Below are 18,780 nucleotides of genomic sequence, written 5' to 3' on the forward strand. Positions count from 1 at the left end.
GCCGAGGCGCGGGCCAGCGTGGCGCGCTGGCGCTCGGCCTCCAGGTCCTTCTTCAGGCGCTTCAGGTCGGCCAGGCCGACTTTGCTGCCTTTCATTACTGGCCTTCGCTCTCCAGCCAGCGCTGGGCATCCAGCGCGGCCATGCAGCCGGTGCCGGCGCTGGTGATGGCCTGGCGGTAGACGTGGTCCTGCACGTCGCCGGCGGCGAACACGCCGGGCACCGAGGTCATGGTGGCCATGCCGGACAGGCCGCTCTTGGTGACGATGTAGCCGTCCTTCATTTCCAGCTGGCCCTGGAAGATGCTGGTGTTGGGCTGGTGGCCGATGGCGATGAAGGCGCCGGTGACCTTCAGGTCCTCGGTGGCGCCGGTGTCGACGTGGCGCACGCGCACGCCGGTCACGCCGCTGTCGTCGCCCAGCACTTCTTCCAGCGTATGGAAGACCTTGAGCTCCATGTTGCCGTTCTCGACCTTGGACATCAGCTTGTCGACCAGGATGGGCTCGGCGCGGAACTTGTCGCGGCGATGGATCAGGGTGACCTTGCGGCAGATGTTCGACAGGTACAGGGCTTCCTCGACGGCGGTGTTGCCGCCGCCCACCACGACCACGTCCTGGTTGCGGTAGAAGAAGCCGTCGCAGGTGGCGCAGCCCGACACGCCGCGGCCCATGAAGGACTCTTCGGACGGCAGGCCCAGGTACTTGGCCGAGGCGCCGGTGGCGATGATGAGCGCGTCGCAGGTGTAGACCTTGCCGCCGTCGCCGTTCAGCGTGAACGGGCGCTTGGACAGGTCGACGCTGGCGATGTGGTCGAACAGCATTTCGGTGTTGAAGCGCTCGGCGTGCTTCTGGAAGCGCTGCATCAGGTCCGGACCCTGCACGCCGTCGGCGTCGGCCGGCCAGTTGTCGACATCGGTGGTCGTCATGAGCTGGCCGCCCTGGGCCAGACCTGTAACAAGTACGGGGTTCAGATTGGCGCGCGCGGCATAGACGGCGGCCGTGTAACCGGCGGGGCCGGAACCAAGTATCAAAACTTTAGCGTGCTTGGGCGTGGAGGTAGGCGTGGACATGGGCAGGTATCTTTAGATTGACGCCCAATTATAATGAGCCGCATGCCGCGTATCTCGAATGCCTCTCCACGCGCCTCGCGCAATACCCGCAACGGACCTTCCCCGCTGCAGACACGACTATCCTCGCTGCTGCGCGAGGCCCGCTGGATCCTTTTCGCCGCCCTGGCGGCCTGGCTGACCCTGGTGCTGGCCACCTGGAACGCCGCCGATCCCGGCTGGTCGCACTCGGTGCCCGCCGGCGCGGTGCACAACCGCGGCGGCATGCTGGGCGCCTATCTGGCCGACATCCTGCTTTATCTGTTCGGATTTTCCGCCTGGTGGTGGGTGGTGTTGCTTTTGCACCGCGTCCGGGCTGGCTACCGCCGCCTGGCCAGCCAACTTAAAGTTACCAATGGTAAGCAACCCGAAGTCCTGCCCCGCGTCCACTGGGAAGAGGGCATCGGCTTCTTCCTGTTGATGGTCGGCTCGCTCGGCATGGAGGCCCTGCGCCTGCCCAGCCGCGGCATGCATCTGCCCGGCGCGTCCGAGCACGCCAGCGGCGCGGGCGGCGTCATCGGCCACACCCTGGCCGACCTGATCGGCCGCAGCATCGGCTTTACTGGCAGCACGCTGGCCTTCCTGGTCATGCTGGCCATCGGCCTGAGCCTGTTCTTCTCGTTTTCCTGGCTGAACATCGCCGAGCGGGTCGGCGCCTGGATCGAAGGCATGGTGTTCCGCGTGCGCAGCTCCTATGCCGCGCGCGAGGACCGCAAGGTCGGTGAAGTGGCCAAGGCCGTGCGCACCGAGCAGGTGGTGGCCAAGCAGGAAAAACTGGTCCATGAGCAGCCCGTGCGCATCGAGCCCGCCATCACCGTGGTGCCCAAGTCCGAGCGCGTGGAAAAGGAAAAGCAGCAGTCGCTGTTCTTCGCCCCGCCTCCGGGCGCCGAGGGCGACCTGCCCGCCATCAGCCTGCTCGATCCGCCGCCGCCCAACCAGGAAACCGTGTCGGCCGAGACCATCGAATTCACCTCGCGCCTGATCGAAAAGAAGCTGGCCGACTTCGGCGTGTCCGTCACCGTGGTGGCGGCGCAGGCCGGCCCGGTCATCACGCGCTACGAGATCGAGCCGGCCACCGGCGTCAAGGGCAGCCAGATCGTCAACCTGGCCAAGGACCTGGCGCGCGCGCTCAGCCTGGTCAGCATCCGGGTGGTGGAAACCATACCCGGCAAGAACCTGATGGGCCTGGAGCTGCCCAACCCGCGCCGCCAGATGGTCAAGCTGTCGGAAATCCTGGGTTCGCAGACCTACCACGCCAGCCACTCGGTGGTGACGATGGCGCTGGGCAAGGACATCGCCGGCAATCCGGTGGTGGCCGACCTGGCCAAGATGCCCCACCTGCTGGTGGCCGGCACCACCGGCTCGGGCAAGTCGGTCGGGATCAACGCCATGATCCTGTCGCTGCTCTACAAGGCCGACGCCTCGCACACCCGCCTGATCCTGATCGACCCGAAGATGCTTGAAATGAGCGTCTATGAAGGCATTCCGCACCTGCTGGCGCCGGTGGTCACGGACATGCGCCAGGCCGGCAACGCGCTGAACTGGTGCGTGGGCGAAATGGAAAAGCGCTACCGCCTGATGAGCAAGATGGGCGTACGCAACCTGGCTGGCTACAACACCAAGATCCGCGACGCCATCAAGCGCGAGGAACCCATCCCCAATCCGTTCTCGCTGACGCCCGACCAGCCCGAGCCGCTGGCGCCGCTGCCCACCATCGTGGTGGTCATCGACGAGCTGGCCGACCTGATGATGGTGGTGGGCAAGAAGATCGAAGAGCTGATCGCGCGCCTGGCGCAGAAGGCGCGCGCCGCCGGCATCCACCTGATCCTGGCCACCCAGCGCCCCAGCGTGGACGTGATCACCGGCCTGATCAAGGCCAACATCCCGACCCGCATCGCCTTCCAGGTCTCGTCCAAGATCGACTCGCGCACCATTCTTGACCAAATGGGCGCCGAAACCCTGCTGGGCCAGGGCGACATGCTCTACATGCCGCCGGGCACCGGCCTGCCGGTGCGCGTGCACGGCGCCTTCGTTGGCGACGACGAAGTGCACCGCGTGGTCGAGAGCCTGAAGGCCCAGGGCGAGCCGAACTACGTCGAAGGCCTGCTCGAGGGCGGCCTGGACGGCGACGGCGCGGAAGGCGCGGGCAGCGTCACCGGCATTGGCGGCGACGCCGAATCGGACCCCATGTACGACCAGGCCTGCGAAGTGGTGCTCAAGCACCGCCGCGCGTCCATCTCGCTGGTGCAGCGTCATCTGCGGATTGGTTACAACCGCGCGGCCCGGTTACTGGAGCAGATGGAGCAATCGGGTATGGTGTCGGCGATGCAGTCCAATGGCAACCGGGACATCCTGGTGCCGGCCGCAGCCCGAGAGGAAGCATGATGAAGATGTTCCAAGGCCTGGCCGCCACGGCGGTCCTGTGCATGGCTTCGGCCCTGGCATCCGCGCCCGCCGCGGCTGCCAGCGCGCAGGAGCAGCTGCGCGATTTCGTGGGCAAGGTGAACGCGGCCACCGGCTCGTTTTCGCAATACACGGTGAACGCCCAGGGCCGCACCCAGCCGGCGCAGACGGGCACGTTCTCGTTCCAGCGCCCGGGCAAGTTCAAATGGGCGGTGCAGAAACCCTATGAACAGTTGGTGATCTCCGACGGCGCCAAGGTCTATCAATACGATCCGGACCTGTTGCAGGTGACCGAGCGCAAGGTCGATGCCGCCATCGGCACCTCGCCCGCCGCGATTCTGTTCGGCTCGGGTTCCCTGGAGCAGTCGTTCGAGGTGTCGGCGCTGCCGTCCAAGGACGGCCTGGATTGGCTGCGCGCCAAGCCGCGCAACGCCGACGCCGGTTTTTCGCGCGTGGATATCGGCCTGAAGGACAACCTGCCGGCGCGCGTCGAACTGCTGGATTCCTTCGGCCAGACCACGCGGGTGGACCTGTCGGGCATCACGCCGAATCCGTCGATCGGCGCCAAGGAATTCCAGTTCACCGCGCCCAAGGGCGTGGACGTGGTCAAGATGTAGAGGCGGGTTTTCCGCCGCGACGAGCACCAGGCAGCCCCGCGAAGAACCGCGGGGCTGTTTTTTTTCGGGCGACTCAGAAGCGCAGCGCGAAGTTCGCCTTGACGCCGTGTTGCTGGGCGCCCGAGGCAAGCATGCCGTTGTAGGACAGGCCGATCGTGGCGTTCCTGGCCACGTTCACGTCCACGCCCGCATCGATCAGCGCGGCATTCCGGGCGATGGGCGCGCCCGTCACGGCGTAGGCATTGCCGGCGCTGAACGCCTGCGTGGACGAGGGCGTGACATCGCCGAAGGCGTGGCGCCAGCCCAGGGCGCTGCGTACAGTGGCCTCCCTGCCGCCCAGCTCGAACTTGGCCGACGAGCGCAGTCCCAGTGTCGAGTAGGTCGTGTGCGTGTTCTGGCGGTCGGCTTGCAGCGCGGCCGCGCCGCCGCTTTCCTTGAACCGCCCCGTGCCCAGGTTCACGTAGGCCAGGTTGACGAACGGCTCGACCGTGACGCGGCCCATGTCGACGCGGTAGCCCAGGTCGCCGAAAACCTGGAAGGTGCCGGCGCTGTAGCTGCTTTTCAAGTTGTCGGAGTAGCCATCGAAGGCGACCCCGCGGCGCGTGCCGATGTCATGCCAGGTGTAGGCCAGGCCGGCGCGCAGCCCGAGCTTGCCGCTGGCCACCGGCCACTGCGTGCCGCCATACAGGCCCAGATGGTAGTTGTCGCTGGTGCCCGAGGATGAACGGTCGCTGGCGTTGAAGCTGTTGCGGCTGTAGCCGGCGATCGCGCCCAGCCGCCAGCCAGCCACCGGCGCATCGGCGCCCATGACGAAGCCGCCGATCGAGCGGGTCATGCGCGCGGCGTTGCCGTCGCCGTTGATGTTGCCCCAGGCGCCGAAGCCCTGCACCCAGGCCACGGGCCGGTCGGCCGTGGGCGCGACCGGCAGCGCGCCGCCATCGCCATAGGCCGCCACCATGGCGGGTGCCGCGCTGGCGTCCCCGAAGGCTGCGCGCATGCGGTCGGTGGCCGCTTCGCGCAGATAGCGGCTGTCCTCGATCAGCGCGGTCTTGGCCGAAGCGTGGATCTCGCCGGACAGCTGATCGAAGGCGCGGTGGATGGCTGCCGAATCATTGGGCAGCAACGCTACCGCGTCATACAGCGGATTGTTGGCCGCCAAGCCGATGCTGTCCACGGCGCCGGCGGCCGCGTTCTGGTTCGGCGTCAGTCCATTCGAGGTGAAGCTGATGTTATTGCGCGTCAGGGTCAGATAGGCGTTGTTGGCGTCATAAGTGAGCTTCGGATCGAGGAACGCGAAGTTGGACGTGACGCTGCCGAAGGTGCCGGACAGGCCATCGTCGGCCGACAGGATCTTGTAGGTCGAGCGCAGCCCGTAGTTGCCCGCCTGGCCTATCTGCGCGACCGACCCGCCGCCCAGGGCCGCCGTGCCGGTGGCGTGGATCAGATCGGCGCCGCTGCCGGTCGGATCGGTCTGCACGCTGTAGCGCGCGCCGTCGTTGAAGGCCAGGTTGCCCTTGACCGTCAGCGTGCCGATGCCGGCATTGCCGGGCGAGACCGTGCCGCCCGAAGCCACCGTCAGGCCGGTCCCGGCGCCGCTGCCCAGCGCGCCATGGCCGGCCAGCGTGGCGCCGCTCTGCACCGTGACCGCGCCGCCGAGCGCGGCGTTGGCATTGCCGCTGCCTGCGCCGATCAGCAGCGTGCCGCTGCTGATCGACGTCGTGCCGGTGTAGCCCGAGCTGTCGCCGTTATAGGCCAGGGTGCCGGCGCCGGTCTTGATGAAGGCGCCCGCGCCGGACAGCGTGCCGCCATAGGCGGCGTCGGCGATCTGGTTGAAGGCCAGCGCGGCGCCAGCGGCGATGCTGGCGTTGCCGCTGAAACGCTCGGCCGCGCTGGTCAGCGTACCGGCCTGCACCGACCAGTTCAGCGCCGAATTGCCGGCCAGCGTGAGATTGCCGGCGCCTTGCTTGACCATGGCGCCGCTGACGCCTCCGAGCGCGCCGATGTTGCCGGCGTAGTTGGCATCGGCGGACTGGTCGAACACCGTCGTGGCGGCGTTGCCGATATTGCCCGAGATCGTGACGGCATTGCCGATCAGCGTGCCGGCCTGCACCAGCGTGTTGCCGTAGGCATTGCCCGCGCCGCGCAATTGCAGCGTGCCAGCGCCGAGCTTGATCAGGTCGGCGGCGCCCGACACCAGTCCGGACAGGCCCAGCGTGGCGCCGGCGGCGACGTTGAACTGGCCGTTCCGCGTCAGGGTGACGGCGCGGCGGGTGTCGAAGCTGGCGGTGGCGGCCAGCGTGCCGCCGCTCATGGTGATACCGCCGGCGACATCGCCCAGGTTGGCGTCGCCGGAGACTTGCAGCGTGCCGGCGCGGACCTCGGTGCCGCCGGTGTACAGGTTATTGCCCGACAGCACCAGCGTGCCCTGGTCGTCCTTGACCAATTGGCTGGCGCCCGTCAGCGCCGACGCAATGGTGGCGGTCATGCCGCTGCCGGCCACCGTGCCGTCGCCGACGAGAATGAGGGTCTGTCCGCCGGTGTCGTGCAGCGTGATCGGGTCGCCCTGGATGCGGTAGCCGTTGCTGGCGAACAGCATGCCGGTCACGCCCACGGCGCCGGCGGACTGGTTCACCGTCACCGTGCCCGCCGCGTTCTGGAACACGGCGAAAGCCAGGTTGTAGATGTTGTTGGGCGTGCCGTTGATTAGGGTCCAGCTGGCATTGCTCAAATCGGCAGTCCAAACCCCCGAGCCGCCGTTGATCACGCTGTTGTTGTACAGGCCAGGATCGCCGCCATCCCAGTAGCGGAAGGTTTGTCCGCCAGAGTAGACCAAGTTGACCTCGCCCGGCACGGCGGTCTGCACTTCGAGTTGGTTCGCGAGCATGCCGCTGGGTACGCTGCCGATGCTTATCGAGCCGGCATTGCCGATCAACGAGCCGTTGTAGTTGAACACGCGGTACAGGCCCAGGCCCAACGGGCTCTGCGAACTCACGTTGAGCGTGCCGGCCAGGGTCAGGTTGCCGCCGACACTGGCCAGCGGCGCTTCGACCGCGTAATTGGAGGTGGTCGCATTGTCCAGCGCCAGATTACCGCCAACCGTCAACGTCTGTCCCGATTTGCCCGTCAGTACACCGCCGCTCGAGAAAGCCAGGTTATTGGCAATAGCGCCCGCGCCCATCACGGTGCCCGCGCCGCCGGCGGTCACGTTGCCGCCTTGCGTGCCTTGCACCGTGATCGTCCCGCCGTTGATCACGGCATTGCCGCCCAGTTGGCCGGCCACGACCAGCGAGCCGCCAGACACCGTGGTAGTGCCGGTGAAGCCGGCGCTGTTGCCTGTGTAGGTCAGCGCGCCCGCGCCCGTCTTGGAGACCGCGCCCGCGCCGGACACGATGCCAGCATAGGACGCGTCGGATGCCTGGTTGAAGTTCAGGGTGGCGCCGGAGGCGATACTGGCGCTGCCGGAAATCGTTGCCGCGTTGCCGATCAGCGTGCCGGCCTGCACCACGGTATTGCGATAGGCATTGGCGGCGCTGCCCAATTGCAGCGTGCCGGCGCCGAGCTTGATCAGGTCGGCGTTCCCCGACACGACGCCCAGCAGGCCCAGAGTGGTGCCTGACGCGACATTGAACTGGCCGTTCTGCGTCATTGTGACCGTGCGGCCGGTATCGAAGTTGGCCGTGGTGGCCAGCATGCCACCGGTCATGGCGATGCCGCCAGAGGCATCGCCCAGGTTGGCATCGCTGGAAATGCGCAGCGTGCCGGCGCGCACGTCGGTGCCGCCGGTGTACAGATTGTTGCCTGAGAGCGCCAGGGTGCCCAGGTCGTCCTTGATGAGCTGGCTGGCGCCGGTCAGCACGGAGCTGATGGTGGCCGTCATGCCGCTGCCGGCCAAGGTGCCATCGCCCACGCGGATGGTGCTCTGGCCGGCGGGGCCCTGCAGGGCAACCGGGTCGCCCTGGACCAGATAGCCGTCGGTGGCGAACTGCATGCCGGTCACGCCGATGGCGCCGACGGACTGATCGACGGTCACCGTGCCGGCCGCGCCCTGGAACACGGCGAAGGATGGGATCGGCTGATAGGGGCCGTTGAGCGCGCCGCTGGCGTTGGTCCAGTTGAAGCCGTCGGCGCGCCAGGCGCCCGTGCCGCCATCGACGACATTGTTGTTGCGCTGGGCGGCGTTGGAACCATCCCAGAAGGTCAGCGGCATGCCGAAGGTCGAGGCCAGGTTGACCTGGCCGATGACCGAGGTCTGGATCATCAGGTTGCTGGCATTCACGCCCGTGGGCATCGTGCCCAGGGTCATGCCGTTATTGGTCAGCGCGCCGCCGTAGTTGAACAGGCGGTAGACGCCGGCGCCGAAGCCGCCCTGGTCGGTGACGTTGAGCGTGCCGCCCAGCGTCAGGCCGTTGCCGGCCGAGAACAGCGGGGTCGTGGACGCCGCGCCCAGCGCGGCGTTGACGACGGTGTCGTTGGCCAGGTTGATCGCGCCGGTGACGGACAGCGTGGCGCCCTGATTGCCGGACAGGGTGCCGCCGTTGGTGAAGGTCAGATTACCGCTGATCGCGCCGGTTCCGGCCACGCTGCCTGCGCCGCTGACCGTGGCGTTGCCGTTGAGCGTGCCGCTTAGATTGAACTGGCCGCCGTTCACCGTGGCGTTGCCTGTCTGAGTGCCTTGCAACGTGTATTGGCCGCCGTTCACGGTGGTGTTGCCTGTCTGGCTGCCTTGCACCGTGTATTGCCCGCCATTCAACGTGCCGTTGCCGTTGAAGCTTCCGGTCACGCTGAACTGCCCGTTCTCGACGATGGCGCTGCCGCCCAGCGTGTTGGCCACCACCAGCGCGCCGCCCGTCACGGTGGTCGTGCCCGCGAAGCTGGCATTGTTGCCGGTCAGCTGTGTCGTGCCCGCGATCTGATGGATCGCGTGCGAGCCGCTCACGCCGGAAGCCACGATCGGCGTGAACACATAGTTCGATGAGTTGTGATTGAAATTGATGGTGGCGGGGATGCGGTTCATCGTGATGCGCGCGGCGTTCAGCGTACCGGGACTTGCGGCATCTAGCGGATCGGAGGACGTCGCGCCGATATTCAGCGTCGACGAGATGCCGGCGAGCGCCGCGTTGCCCATCGTAAGAGTGCCCGTGCCGTTCACGATGTTGACGACGCCGCCGTTCAGGATGTTCAGCGTGCCCGTGCCGAGAGTCGTCAGAGTGATGTTGCCGTTGGTGTTCAATTGGGACCCGGCATCCCGGACAGTGGTGACGCCCACGCTGGACGAGCCGCTGCCTATCGTGGCGCCGGTGCCGACGCTCATTTTGCCGCCCTTATCGATCAGCAGCGTGCCCTTGCCGTTGAAACCGATTGCCAGGCTCCCGTTGACTATGGTCCAGCTGGAGGCATTGCCACTGATGGTCACGGTCCCGACGGCCGAGGTTGATTCGCCGATGGATCCGCGCCCGGTGTTGGTGACGGTGCCGCCGTCCGCGATGCTCATCGTGCCTACGTCGGTGTTGCCTATATTGAGGATGTTGTTGATGGTCCACGAGGCGGAGGGGTTGGGGGTGTGGGCGGCGGGTCCGACATTGCCGCTGGTCAGCACAGTGGGCGTTTGTGCGTGGGCGGGAACCCAGGCCTGCGAGAGCGCGGCGGCGATTGTCAACGCCAGGCGGCGCGGGGTCAGGAACGCCTGGAAGGCATAGGAAGAGGACGATGGGAAAGCTGCGACGGTGGATGCGGCGTTGATTTTGCTCATGGGCGCTACGTCTCGTCTTGATGTGACGGTGGGCGCGAGCGCGGATGACCGCGAGCGCGATTGGGAAAATCAAGGTGATTGGCCGCGTGCATTGGCGGGGCTTGCGTTAGACATCCTAATAAGCAAATGACAAATGTTCAATAAATAGAATTAATTCGTTATTTAAATGATTTTTTTGAGGCCTGATTGCTAATTTTAATAAGGCAATTTTCTAGTATTTATCAGTAATAGCTGATTTTTATGAGTGTTATTGGCGAAATTTCAATTTTTGCTCGAAACGAAAGTGGTTATTTATTTGATGAATATCGTTAATAGATAGATATGAATATCGTGGGGCGCGCCGGCGGCCGGCAAAAAAAAAGCGGGGCGCATGTTGCGCCCCGCGTGTCGAACAGGTTGGTCTATATCAGGGGCGCTTGTACGCCACGCAATCGATCTCGACCTTGGCATCCACCATCAGCGGCGATTGCACGCAGGCGCGCGCCGGCGGGTTTGCGCCGAAGTATTCCTTGAACACCTTGTTGAACGACGGGAAGTCGCGCGCGTCGTCCAGCCACACGCCGCAGCGGACCACGTGCTCGGGGCCGTAGCCGGCTTCCTTCAGGATGGCCAGCACCTGCTGGATGGCCTTGTGCGACTGGGCCACGGTGCCGCCTTCGATGACTTCGCCGTTTTCCATGGGGACCTGGCCCGACACGTACAGCCAGCCGTCGGCGGCCACGGCGCGCGCGAAGGGCATGTGCGAGCCGCCCTGGCCGGTGCCGCCGGCCACGCCGTAGCGGGTGATGCCGTTGCTGTCGGTGGTGGAGGAATTGCTCATGATGTGCTCCTTGCTTAGAGAGTGGGAGAGGACGCCGCCGCGAAGCTCGCGCGCAGGTCGCCATTGCGCGGCAGCCAGCGGCCGGCGCGTTCGCCGGTGGGCTGCCCGTGGAGATAGGACAGGGCGCCGTTGACCCAGACGGCCTCGATGCCGGCCGCCGCCTGCACCGGATTGGCGAAGGTGGCGCGGTCGATCACCGTGTCGGGATTGAACAGCACCACATCGGCGTGATAGCCCTCGCGGATCAGGCCGCGTCCGACCAGGCCGTAGCGCGCTGCCGACAGGCCGGTCATCTTGTGCACCGCCTGGTTCAGCGGGAACAGGCCGGCGTCGCGGCTGTAGTGGCCCAGCACGCGCGGGAAGGCGCCCCACAGCCGCGGATGCGGCATGGGGTCGTTGGGCAGGCCGTCCGAGCCCACCATAGTGAGCGGATGCGACAGCACGCGCCGCACATCGTCCTCGTGCATGTTGTGGTAGACGGCGCCGGCCGGCTGCAGGCGCCTGGCCGCTTCCAGCAGCGTCACGTTCCAGTCGGCGGCGATCTCGGCCAGCTTGCGGCCGGCCTGGTCCGGGTGCGGCACGGACCAGTTGATGATGATGTCGAACTCGTCCGTGACCTGCTTCAGGTCCAGCGTGGACGAGCTGGCGGAATAGGGATAGCAGTCGCAGCCCACGCGCTGCATCTTGCCGGCGTTTTCCAGCTTGAACAGCACTTCCTTCGTGCGGCCCCAGTTGCCGGCGCCGGCGCATTTCAGGTGCGACACCACTACCGGCACGCGCGCGTGCAGGGCGATGTCGAACGCTTCCTGCATGGCTTCCAGGATGGCGGCGAACTCCGAGCGCAGGTGCGTGGTGTAGAGCGCGCCGAACTCGTCCAGCGCCTCGGCCAGCAGCTTGACCTCTTCGGTGTCGGCCTCGATGGCCGAGCCGTAGGCCAGGCCGGTGCTCAGGCCGATGGCGCCGTGCGCCAGCGCCTCGCGCAGCTGCTCGCGCATGGCCAGGACCTCGTCGCGGGTGGCGCTGCGGTCCAGGCGGTCCATGTGGTTGTTGCGCAGGGCGGTGTGGCCCACCAGCGCCGCCACGTTCACCGCCGGCTGCGCGGCCTCGATGGCGCGGGTGTAGTCGGCGAAGCTGGGATAGCTGAAATCCTCGCGCGCGCCCAGCAGGTTCATGGGATCCGGCGGTTCGCCGCGCAGCGAGACGGGTGAGGCGCTGATGCCGCAATTGCCCACCACCACCGTGGTCACGCCCTGCGAGAGCTTGGGCAGCATGCCCGGCGTGCGGATGACGTTGGTGTCGTCGTGCGTGTGCACGTCGATGAAGCCTGGCGCCAGCGCCAGTCCGTCGCCGTCGACCAGGTGCCGCGCCTGGGCGCCGGGCAGCTCGCCGATGGCGGCGATGCGTCCGCCTTCCAGCGCCACGCTGGCGCGGTATTCGGCCTGGCCGCTGCCGTCCAGCACGCGCACGTCGCGTATGAGAGTGTCAAACATCTTCTGTTCCAGGTTCAATCGCCCAGCGGCAGCCGGTTCGGGCCGCCGCGGTAGCCGTCCAGCGCCAGCTTGATGCGGCGCAGGCGTTCACGGTTTTCTTCTTGATGCAGCATGGCCAGCTCGGTGGCCAGCAGGTCGATCGCCAGCATCATGGCGTAGCGCGAGGCCGAAGGCTTGTAGATGAAATCGGTCTCGTCGGTGCGGATCGGCAGCACCACGTCGGCCATCTCCGCCAGCGGCGAGGTCGCGTCGGTGATGGCGACGATGCGGGCGCGGTACTGCTTGACGATGCGCGCCGCGCCCAGGATCTCTGGCGTCAGGCCCGAGGCCGACAGGATCAGCACCGCGTCGCGCTCGTCCAGCGTGGCGGCGACCATGCGCAGCAGCACCGCGTCGGTGTAGACCGCGATGGGATAGCCCAGCCGCACCAGCCGCGACTGCACTTCCTGCGCCAGCACGGCGGACGCGCCGCCCATGCCGAACACGTAGATCATGCGCGCTTCGTGCGCGATGGCCGTGGCCTGGCCGAACAGCTGCTCGGTGAAGGTCGGCAGGTGCGCGCGCAGCGTGCTTTCGATGTCGGCGTAGATGCGCGCGTAGAACGTGCTTTCCTCGGCCGGCGCGGTGGGGTCCAGGAAGCGGCTGCCCACGGTGCTGGCCTGGGCCAGCTTCATCTTCAGGTCGCGGGTGTCCTCGCAGCCCACCGTGCGGGCGAAGCGCGAGATCGTGGCGATGCTGACGCTGGCCTTGGCGGCCAGCTGGTCGACCGTGGCGCTGGCGCTCCAGATGATGTTGTCCAGGATGGCGTCGGCGACCTTGCGCTCGGTGACGCTCAGGTCGTCGCGCCGGCTGCGGATCTGGAAAACGATGTCGCGGATGTTGTTCTTCATGGGCAGGGTCCTGGATCGGGGGGCGCGTGCTAGGCCGCCAGCTCGGGGTCTCCGAGGCGGATACAGGCCACATGATGCCCCGGTCCGACGTTGACGGCTGGCGGCAGCGGCGCGGCGCAGGCCTCGGTCGCGTGCGGGCAGCGGGTGCGGAACACGCAGCCCGACGGCGGGTTGACCGGGCTGGGGATGTCGCCCTTGAGCAGGATGCGCGAGCGCGGCGCGCGTGGATCGGGCACCGGCGCGGCCGACAGCAGGGCGCGAGTATAGGGGTGGCGCGGCCGGGCGTACACCTCGCTGGTGGGGCCGCGTTCCATCACGCGGCCCAGGTACATCACCACGACTTCGTCGCACAGGTAGTCCACCACCGCCAGGTCGTGGGCCACGAACAGCATCGTCAGGCCCAGGTCGCGCTGCAGGTCCTGCAGCAGGTTCAGCACCTGCGCCTGGACCGACACGTCCAGCGCCGAGACCGGCTCGTCGGCCACGATGAAGTCAGGCTCCACCGCCAGCGCGCGGGCGATGCCGATGCGCTGGCGCTGGCCGCCCGAGAACTCGTGCGGATAGCGGCGCGCGTGATCGGCGTTCAGGCCGACGCGTTCCAGCAGTTCGCCGATGCGGGCCGCGCGGCGGTTCTGCGCCAGCTTGTGCGTGTCCAGCGCCTCGCCCAGGATCTCGGACACCGTCATGCGCGGGTTGAGGCTGGCGTAGGGGTCCTGGAACACGATCTGCATGCGGCGACGCCACGGCAGCATCTGCTTTTCGCTGAGGTTCGTGATGTCCTGGCCGTCGAACAGGATGCGGCCGGCGGTCGGCGCGAACAGCCGCAGCAGCGCGCGGCCGGTGGTGGTCTTGCCCGAGCCGGACTCGCCGACCAGGCCGACGATGGTGTTGCGCGGCACGTCGAAGGTGACGCCGTCCACCGCCTTGACCATGGGCGCGTTGCGCGATTGCGAGGTGGGGAAATGGACCTTCAGGTCTTCGATGCGAACCAGCGGATCGGCGGCGCGGACGGCGGTCTGGCGCGAGCGGCCGGCGGCGGCCGGCTCCAGGGCTGGCGTCGCGGCGTTCTCGTTGTGGGAGAGGGCGTTCATAGCGGGGTCACCTTGATGCAGCGCGCGCGGTGCTCGGGCTGCACCGGAATCAGTTCGGGCACGTCGCGCCGGCAGCTGTCGTCGGCCTGCGGGCAGCGCGGCGCGAAGGTACAGCCGGCCGGCAGCGACAGCACGCTGGGCACATTGCCGGGAATGGCGCGCAGCCGTTCGCCCGAGGCCAGCAGGGCGGCAGTGGGCAGGCAGGACAGCAGTCCGCGGGTGTAGGGATGCGTGGGCTTCTCGAACAGGTCGTAGACGCCGGCGTCCTCGACCACGCAGCCGGCGTACATCACCGCCACGCGGTGCGCGATCTCGGCCACCACGCCCAGGTTGTGGGTAATGAACAGGATGCTCATGTTCATCTCGGCCTGCAGGCGGCGCAGCAGGTCCAGGATCTGCGCCTGCACCGTCACGTCCAGCGCCGTGGTCGGCTCGTCGGCGATCAGCACCGCCGGGTTGCAGGCCAGGGCCAGCGCGATCATCACGCGCTGGCGCATGCCGCCGGACATCTGGTGCGGGTACTCGTTGACGCGGCGCTCGGCCGCCGGGATCTCGACGCGCTCCAGCATTTCGCGGGCGCGGCGCAGGGCGTCGGCGCGCGAGCCGCCCTCGTGCAGCAGGATGGCCTCGGCGATCTGGTCGCCCACCGTGTACAGCGGGTTCAGGCTGGTCATGGGCTCCTGGAAGATCATCGCGATCTCGGCGCCGCGGATGCGCCGCAGCGTGGCGGGCGTGGCCCGTGCCAGATCATGCTCCTGGCCCTTGCGGTCGCGGAAGCGGATCTTGCCGGCCTCGATGCGGCCCGCGGGCTTGGGCAGGAGGCCCATGATGGACAGGCTGGTCACGGACTTGCCGGAACCGGACTCGCCCACGATGGCCAGGGTTTCGCCGCGGGCCAGGTCGAAGGTGACGCCGTCCACGGATTTGGCCACGCCGTCGCGGCTGTGGAACCAGGTCTTGAGTCCTTCAACGGACAGCACGACGTCTCGGGTGCTTGCCGACATGATCAAAGCTCCTTGCGCAGGCGCGGGTCCAGCACGTCGCGCAGGCCGTCGCCGACCAGCTGCAGCGACAGCACCGAAAGAATGATGGCGATGCCGGGGAAGATCATGATCCAGTCGGCCGAGCCCATGTACTGCTGGCCGGCGTTGATCATGGTGCCCCAGGTGGGAATGTCGGGCGATACGCCCACGCCCAGGAACGACAGGCCGGCTTCGGCCAGGATCGCGTAGGCGAAGATGAAGGTGCCCTGCACCAGGATGGGCGACACCAGGTTGCGCAGCACGTGCACGCTGATGATGCGCCAGGTCGGCACGCCCAGCGCGCGGGCGGCTTCGACGAAGGGCAGCTCGCGGATCACCAGCGTCGAGGCGCGCACGATGCGCGCCAGGCGCGGCGTGTACACGATGCCCAGCGCGATCACCACGTTGGTCAGCGACGGGCCCAGCGCGGCCACCAGCGAGATGGCCAGCAGGATGTCGGGGAAGGCCATCATGGCGTCGATCACGCGCGAGACGATCTTGTCGGCCGAGCGGAAGAAGCCGGCGACCAGGCCCAGCGCGATGCCCAGCACGCTGGACAGCACCACCACCGAGAAGCCCACCGTCAGCGACAGCCGGCCTCCGTGGATCACGCGGCTGAACACGTCGCGGCCGAAATCGTCGGTGCCGAACCAGTGCGCGGCGCCGGGGGCCTTGAGCCGGTTCATGATGGACAGCTTCATGGGGTCGTAGGGGCTGACCCAGGGGGCCAGCAGCGCGGCGCCGATCAGCACGACCAGCACGATCAGGCTGATCAGCACGGTCTTGCGCGAAACCAGCAGGCGCAGCACCTGCCAGCGGTCCACGCCGCCGGGGCTTACGGTTGTTGCGTTCGTCATATCAATTCTCCAAAGCGCGACGCGTCACCGACAACGTCTGCGCAACTGCGGCCCAATCGGGATGCCGCGGAGCCGGCTTTGCCGGTCCGTTGGCATGCCCCCTGGAGGGGGAAGCGCGCAGCGCTGCGGGGGGGCCTCCATCAATAGCGGACGCGGGGGTCCACCAGTAGATACAGCAGGTCGATGAACAGATTGATCAGCACGTAGATCGCCGCGATGATCAGCAGCGCGCCCTGGATCACCGGGTAGTCGCGCCGCAGCACCGCCGACACCACCAGGCTGCCCACGCCGGGCAGGCCGAATACGGTCTCGGTCACGACGGCGCCGCTGATCAGCAGCGCCGTGGTCAGGCCCAGCACCGTCAGGATGGGGATGAGCGCGTTGCGCACCGCGTGCTTGAGGATCACCTGGCCTTCCGGCAGGCCCTTGGCGCGGGCGGTGCGAACGTAGTCGTCGCGCAGCACGTCCAGCATGCTGGCGCGGATGAAGCGGGTGATCAGCGCCGAGTTCACCAGGCCCAGCACCACCGCCGGCAGGATCAGGTGCGACAGCCGCGTCGCCAGCGAGGCGTCCGGGCCGCCGTAGCCGGCCACGGGCAGCCAGCCCAGCTTCACCGAGAAGACCTGCATCAGCAACAGTCCCAGCCAGAAGCTGGGCACGCTGGAGGTGAACATCGAGAACGACAGCACCGACTGGTCCAGCGTGGTGCCGCGCTTGACGGCGGACAGGATGCCCACCGGCAGCGCGATGGCGCTGGCGATGATGAGCGACATCAGCGTCAGCAGCAGCGTGGGTTCGGCGCGGTCGGCCAGCGCCGACAGCACCGGCTTGTTCATGAAGATGGATTGCCCCAGGTCGCCCTGGACCAGCTTGCCCAGCCAGCTCACGTACTGCACGGCGAAGGGCTGGTCCAGTCCGAGCTGCGCGCGCAGCGCGTCGATGTCCTGCTGGCTGGCCTGGGGGCCCAGCATGACGGCGGCCGGATCGCCCGGCGTGATGCGGATGATCACGAACACGATGGTCGCGACGATGAACATCACGGCCACCAGCCCGACCAGCCGGTTCAAGAGATAACGCAACACGATGGTGTCCTAGATCAAGGCGAAAACTCGGGGCATTCCCGCAAGGGGCGGGGCGTCGGCCCGATCGGCCCGCCGCCCTGCGTATTGCTTACTTGGCGCTCTTCCAGGCATTCCAGAAGAACGGCCACGGCGCCGGCTTGGTGCCCTGCAGCGACGGCGAGCGCGCGCCCTGGGCGTTGAAGTCCCCGACCTTGATGAAGGGGATCTCGTCATACACGGCCTGCTGCACGTCGGCCCAGCGCTTGACGCGTTCTTCCTGGGTGCGCGCCTGGTTGTACGCATCCATGACCTGGGCGCGGCGCGGCGTGTCCCACCAGCCCGGCGCGTCCTTGGACGGGAAGTCGATCAGGGCGGGCTCGGGCAGGAACACGCTGTGGGTGATGAAGATGTCCCACACGGCCGGATCCTGGCGGCGCTGCGTCAGCGTGGCCCAGTCCACCACCTGCATGTCCACCGTGAAGCCGGCGGCCTTCAGGTACTCGGCGGCGACCAGCGCCATCTTGTAGTGGAACTCGTACTGCTGGCTGGTCAGGATGCGGATCTTCTTGTCGGCGACGTTGGCGCCGTCCAGCAGTTTCTTGGCGGCGGCGGTGTCGGCCTTGTTGTAGACCTTGCCGCCCAGCGACGTGGCCCAGGGGTAGCCCTCGGGGTACAGGTCGCCGTTGAGCTTGTAGAACTCCTTGTTGCCGAAGGCGGCGAATAGCATGTCCTCTTCGTTCAGCGCCAGCTGCACGGCCTGGCGCACGGCCAGGTTGGACATGATGCCCTGCTTGGTGTTGAGCACCAGGCGCGGCCAGCCGAAAGGCTTGAGCATGACCGGGTCGGAACGGCCGCCCTTGAGCTTGTCCAGCGATTCCACCGGCAGCGAGTCGACGTAGTCGAACTGGCCGGCCACGGCGGCTTCGGTGCGGGTGTTGGCGTTGCTCACCGGCACGAAGCGGATTTCGTCCAGGTACTGCTTGCGGGCGCCGCCGTAGCCGTCGGGCTCGCCTTCGCGCTGCTTGTAGCCGTCGAAGCGCACCAGCTGGATGTATTGGTCCGGCACGCGGGCCTTGAGCTGATAGGGGCCGGTGCCGACGATCTCGGTCAGGACCGGGGCGATCTTGCCCTTGGGCATGATGACGGCGGCGGCATTGTTCATCGCCAGCAGCGCGGTCAGCGGCGAGTAGGGCTGCTTGAGCGTGATGCGGATGGTGTTGGCGTCGGGCGTCTCGATGCTGGAGATGACCTTGGCGGCGCCCTTGCCGCGCGTGGCGGTCTCGGTCCAGCGCTTGAGCGAGGCCAGCACGTCGGACGAATCCATCTTCGAGCCGTCGTGGAAGGTGATGCCCTGGCGCAGCGGAATCGTGTAGACCAGGCCGTCGGCGCTGATCTCGGGCATCTTGTCGGCCAGCAGCGGGGTCAGGTTCCACTGGGCGTCGAAGGTGTACAGCGTTTCGAAGAAATGCTGCGTCAGGATCCCGACCAGGTCGGCGGTGCTGGTCATCGGATCCAGCGTCGGCGGCTCGCCGATGGTGGCGACCGAGATCGTGCCTCCCTTGACCGGCGTCGGCGCGCTGAAGGCGGGGACGGACAGGGTGGTCAAGCCGATGGCGCCGGCCAGCAGCAGGCGTTGCAGCCCGCCGCGCCGGGAGGTGCGGAAGTTCATGTCTCTCTC

12 protein-coding genes are annotated in these 18,780 nt (G+C 67.4%); 2 read left to right on the forward strand and 10 right to left on the reverse strand.

What is annotated here, in order from left to right:
* Positions 1–94: 94 nt before the first annotated feature.
* Positions 95–1,066, reverse strand: a complete 972-nt coding sequence (gene trxB / locus AC6LJ9_RS21055) for a thioredoxin-disulfide reductase (protein ID WP_212314463.1) — start codon at positions 1,064–1,066, stop codon at positions 95–97.
* Between the two features lie 42 nt (positions 1,067–1,108).
* Here trxB and AC6LJ9_RS21060 point away from each other — a divergent pair, with 42 nt between their 5' ends.
* Complete coding sequence (locus tag AC6LJ9_RS21060; RefSeq protein WP_498149083.1) at positions 1,109–3,487, forward strand: DNA translocase FtsK; 2,379 nt, start codon at positions 1,109–1,111, stop codon at positions 3,485–3,487.
* Positions 3,487–4,122: an outer membrane lipoprotein chaperone LolA gene (gene lolA, locus AC6LJ9_RS21065; protein WP_498149104.1), complete on the forward strand. Its 636-nt coding sequence runs from the start codon at positions 3,487–3,489 to the stop codon at positions 4,120–4,122. Before AC6LJ9_RS21060 ends, lolA begins: the two co-directional genes overlap by 1 nt.
* Before the next feature lie 73 nt (positions 4,123–4,195).
* Here lolA and AC6LJ9_RS21070 read toward each other — a convergent pair whose 3' ends face one another.
* The 9 genes from AC6LJ9_RS21070 to AC6LJ9_RS21110 all read right to left on the reverse strand — a co-directional run bounded on the left by AC6LJ9_RS21070 (position 4,196) and on the right by AC6LJ9_RS21110 (position 18,771).
* On the reverse strand, positions 4,196–9,871 hold the full coding sequence (locus AC6LJ9_RS21070; RefSeq protein ID WP_498149084.1) for an autotransporter domain-containing protein: 5,676 nt from the start codon (positions 9,869–9,871) through the stop codon (positions 4,196–4,198).
* Positions 9,872–10,277: 406 nt separating this feature from the next.
* A complete protein-coding gene (locus tag AC6LJ9_RS21075; RefSeq protein WP_498149085.1) occupies positions 10,278–10,691 on the reverse strand; it encodes a RidA family protein in 414 nt (137 codons plus the stop codon).
* Positions 10,692–10,705: 14 nt separating this feature from the next.
* Positions 10,706–12,181, reverse strand: coding sequence for an N-acyl-D-amino-acid deacylase family protein (locus AC6LJ9_RS21080; protein ID WP_498149086.1), 1,476 nt, complete (start codon positions 12,179–12,181; stop codon positions 10,706–10,708).
* Positions 12,182–12,195: 14 nt separating this feature from the next.
* Positions 12,196–13,071: a MurR/RpiR family transcriptional regulator gene (locus AC6LJ9_RS21085; RefSeq protein ID WP_103272892.1), complete on the reverse strand. Its 876-nt coding sequence runs from the start codon at positions 13,069–13,071 to the stop codon at positions 12,196–12,198.
* A 29-nt stretch (positions 13,072–13,100) separates the two neighbouring features.
* Entirely contained in the window at positions 13,101–14,162 is a 1,062-nt protein-coding gene (locus AC6LJ9_RS21090) for an ABC transporter ATP-binding protein (protein WP_498149087.1), read from the reverse strand.
* Positions 14,159–15,166 (reverse strand): ABC transporter ATP-binding protein, encoded by a 1,008-nt coding sequence (locus AC6LJ9_RS21095; RefSeq protein ID WP_498149088.1) that lies wholly within the window; start codon positions 15,164–15,166, stop codon positions 14,159–14,161. The genes AC6LJ9_RS21090 and AC6LJ9_RS21095 overlap by 4 nt, the downstream gene beginning before the upstream one ends.
* 2 nt (positions 15,167–15,168) lie before the next feature.
* Complete coding sequence (locus tag AC6LJ9_RS21100) at positions 15,169–16,041, reverse strand: ABC transporter permease (RefSeq protein ID WP_498149089.1); 873 nt, start codon at positions 16,039–16,041, stop codon at positions 15,169–15,171.
* Between the two features lie 140 nt (positions 16,042–16,181).
* Positions 16,182–17,123, reverse strand: a complete 942-nt coding sequence (locus tag AC6LJ9_RS21105) for an ABC transporter permease (protein ID WP_103272895.1) — start codon at positions 17,121–17,123, stop codon at positions 16,182–16,184.
* Between the two features lie 88 nt (positions 17,124–17,211).
* Positions 17,212–18,771, reverse strand: coding sequence for an ABC transporter substrate-binding protein (locus tag AC6LJ9_RS21110; protein ID WP_498149090.1), 1,560 nt, complete (start codon positions 18,769–18,771; stop codon positions 17,212–17,214).
* Between the last annotated feature and the right edge of the window lie 9 nt (positions 18,772–18,780).

The sequence above is a fragment of the Achromobacter sp. 1011811831 genome (genome assembly GCF_059760905.1).

Excerpts from the sequence above, each read along its gene's own strand:
- trxB (WP_212314463.1), bottom strand. The coding sequence starts at position 1,066 with ATGTCCACGCCTACCTCCACGCCCAAGCACGCTAAAGTTTTGATACTT.
- AC6LJ9_RS21060 (WP_498149083.1), top strand. The coding sequence starts at position 1,109 with ATGCCGCGTATCTCGAATGCCTCTCCACGCGCCTCGCGCAATACCCGC.
- lolA (WP_498149104.1), top strand. The coding sequence starts at position 3,487 with ATGAAGATGTTCCAAGGCCTGGCCGCCACGGCGGTCCTGTGCATGGCT.
- AC6LJ9_RS21070 (WP_498149084.1), bottom strand. The coding sequence starts at position 9,871 with ATGAGCAAAATCAACGCCGCATCCACCGTCGCAGCTTTCCCATCGTCC.
- AC6LJ9_RS21075 (WP_498149085.1), bottom strand. The coding sequence starts at position 10,691 with ATGAGCAATTCCTCCACCACCGACAGCAACGGCATCACCCGCTACGGC.
- AC6LJ9_RS21080 (WP_498149086.1), bottom strand. The coding sequence starts at position 12,181 with ATGTTTGACACTCTCATACGCGACGTGCGCGTGCTGGACGGCAGCGGC.
- AC6LJ9_RS21085 (WP_103272892.1), bottom strand. The coding sequence starts at position 13,071 with ATGAAGAACAACATCCGCGACATCGTTTTCCAGATCCGCAGCCGGCGC.
- AC6LJ9_RS21090 (WP_498149087.1), bottom strand. The coding sequence starts at position 14,162 with ATGAACGCCCTCTCCCACAACGAGAACGCCGCGACGCCAGCCCTGGAG.
- AC6LJ9_RS21095 (WP_498149088.1), bottom strand. The coding sequence starts at position 15,166 with ATGTCGGCAAGCACCCGAGACGTCGTGCTGTCCGTTGAAGGACTCAAG.
- AC6LJ9_RS21100 (WP_498149089.1), bottom strand. The coding sequence starts at position 16,041 with ATGACGAACGCAACAACCGTAAGCCCCGGCGGCGTGGACCGCTGGCAG.
- AC6LJ9_RS21110 (WP_498149090.1), bottom strand. The coding sequence starts at position 18,771 with ATGAACTTCCGCACCTCCCGGCGCGGCGGGCTGCAACGCCTGCTGCTG.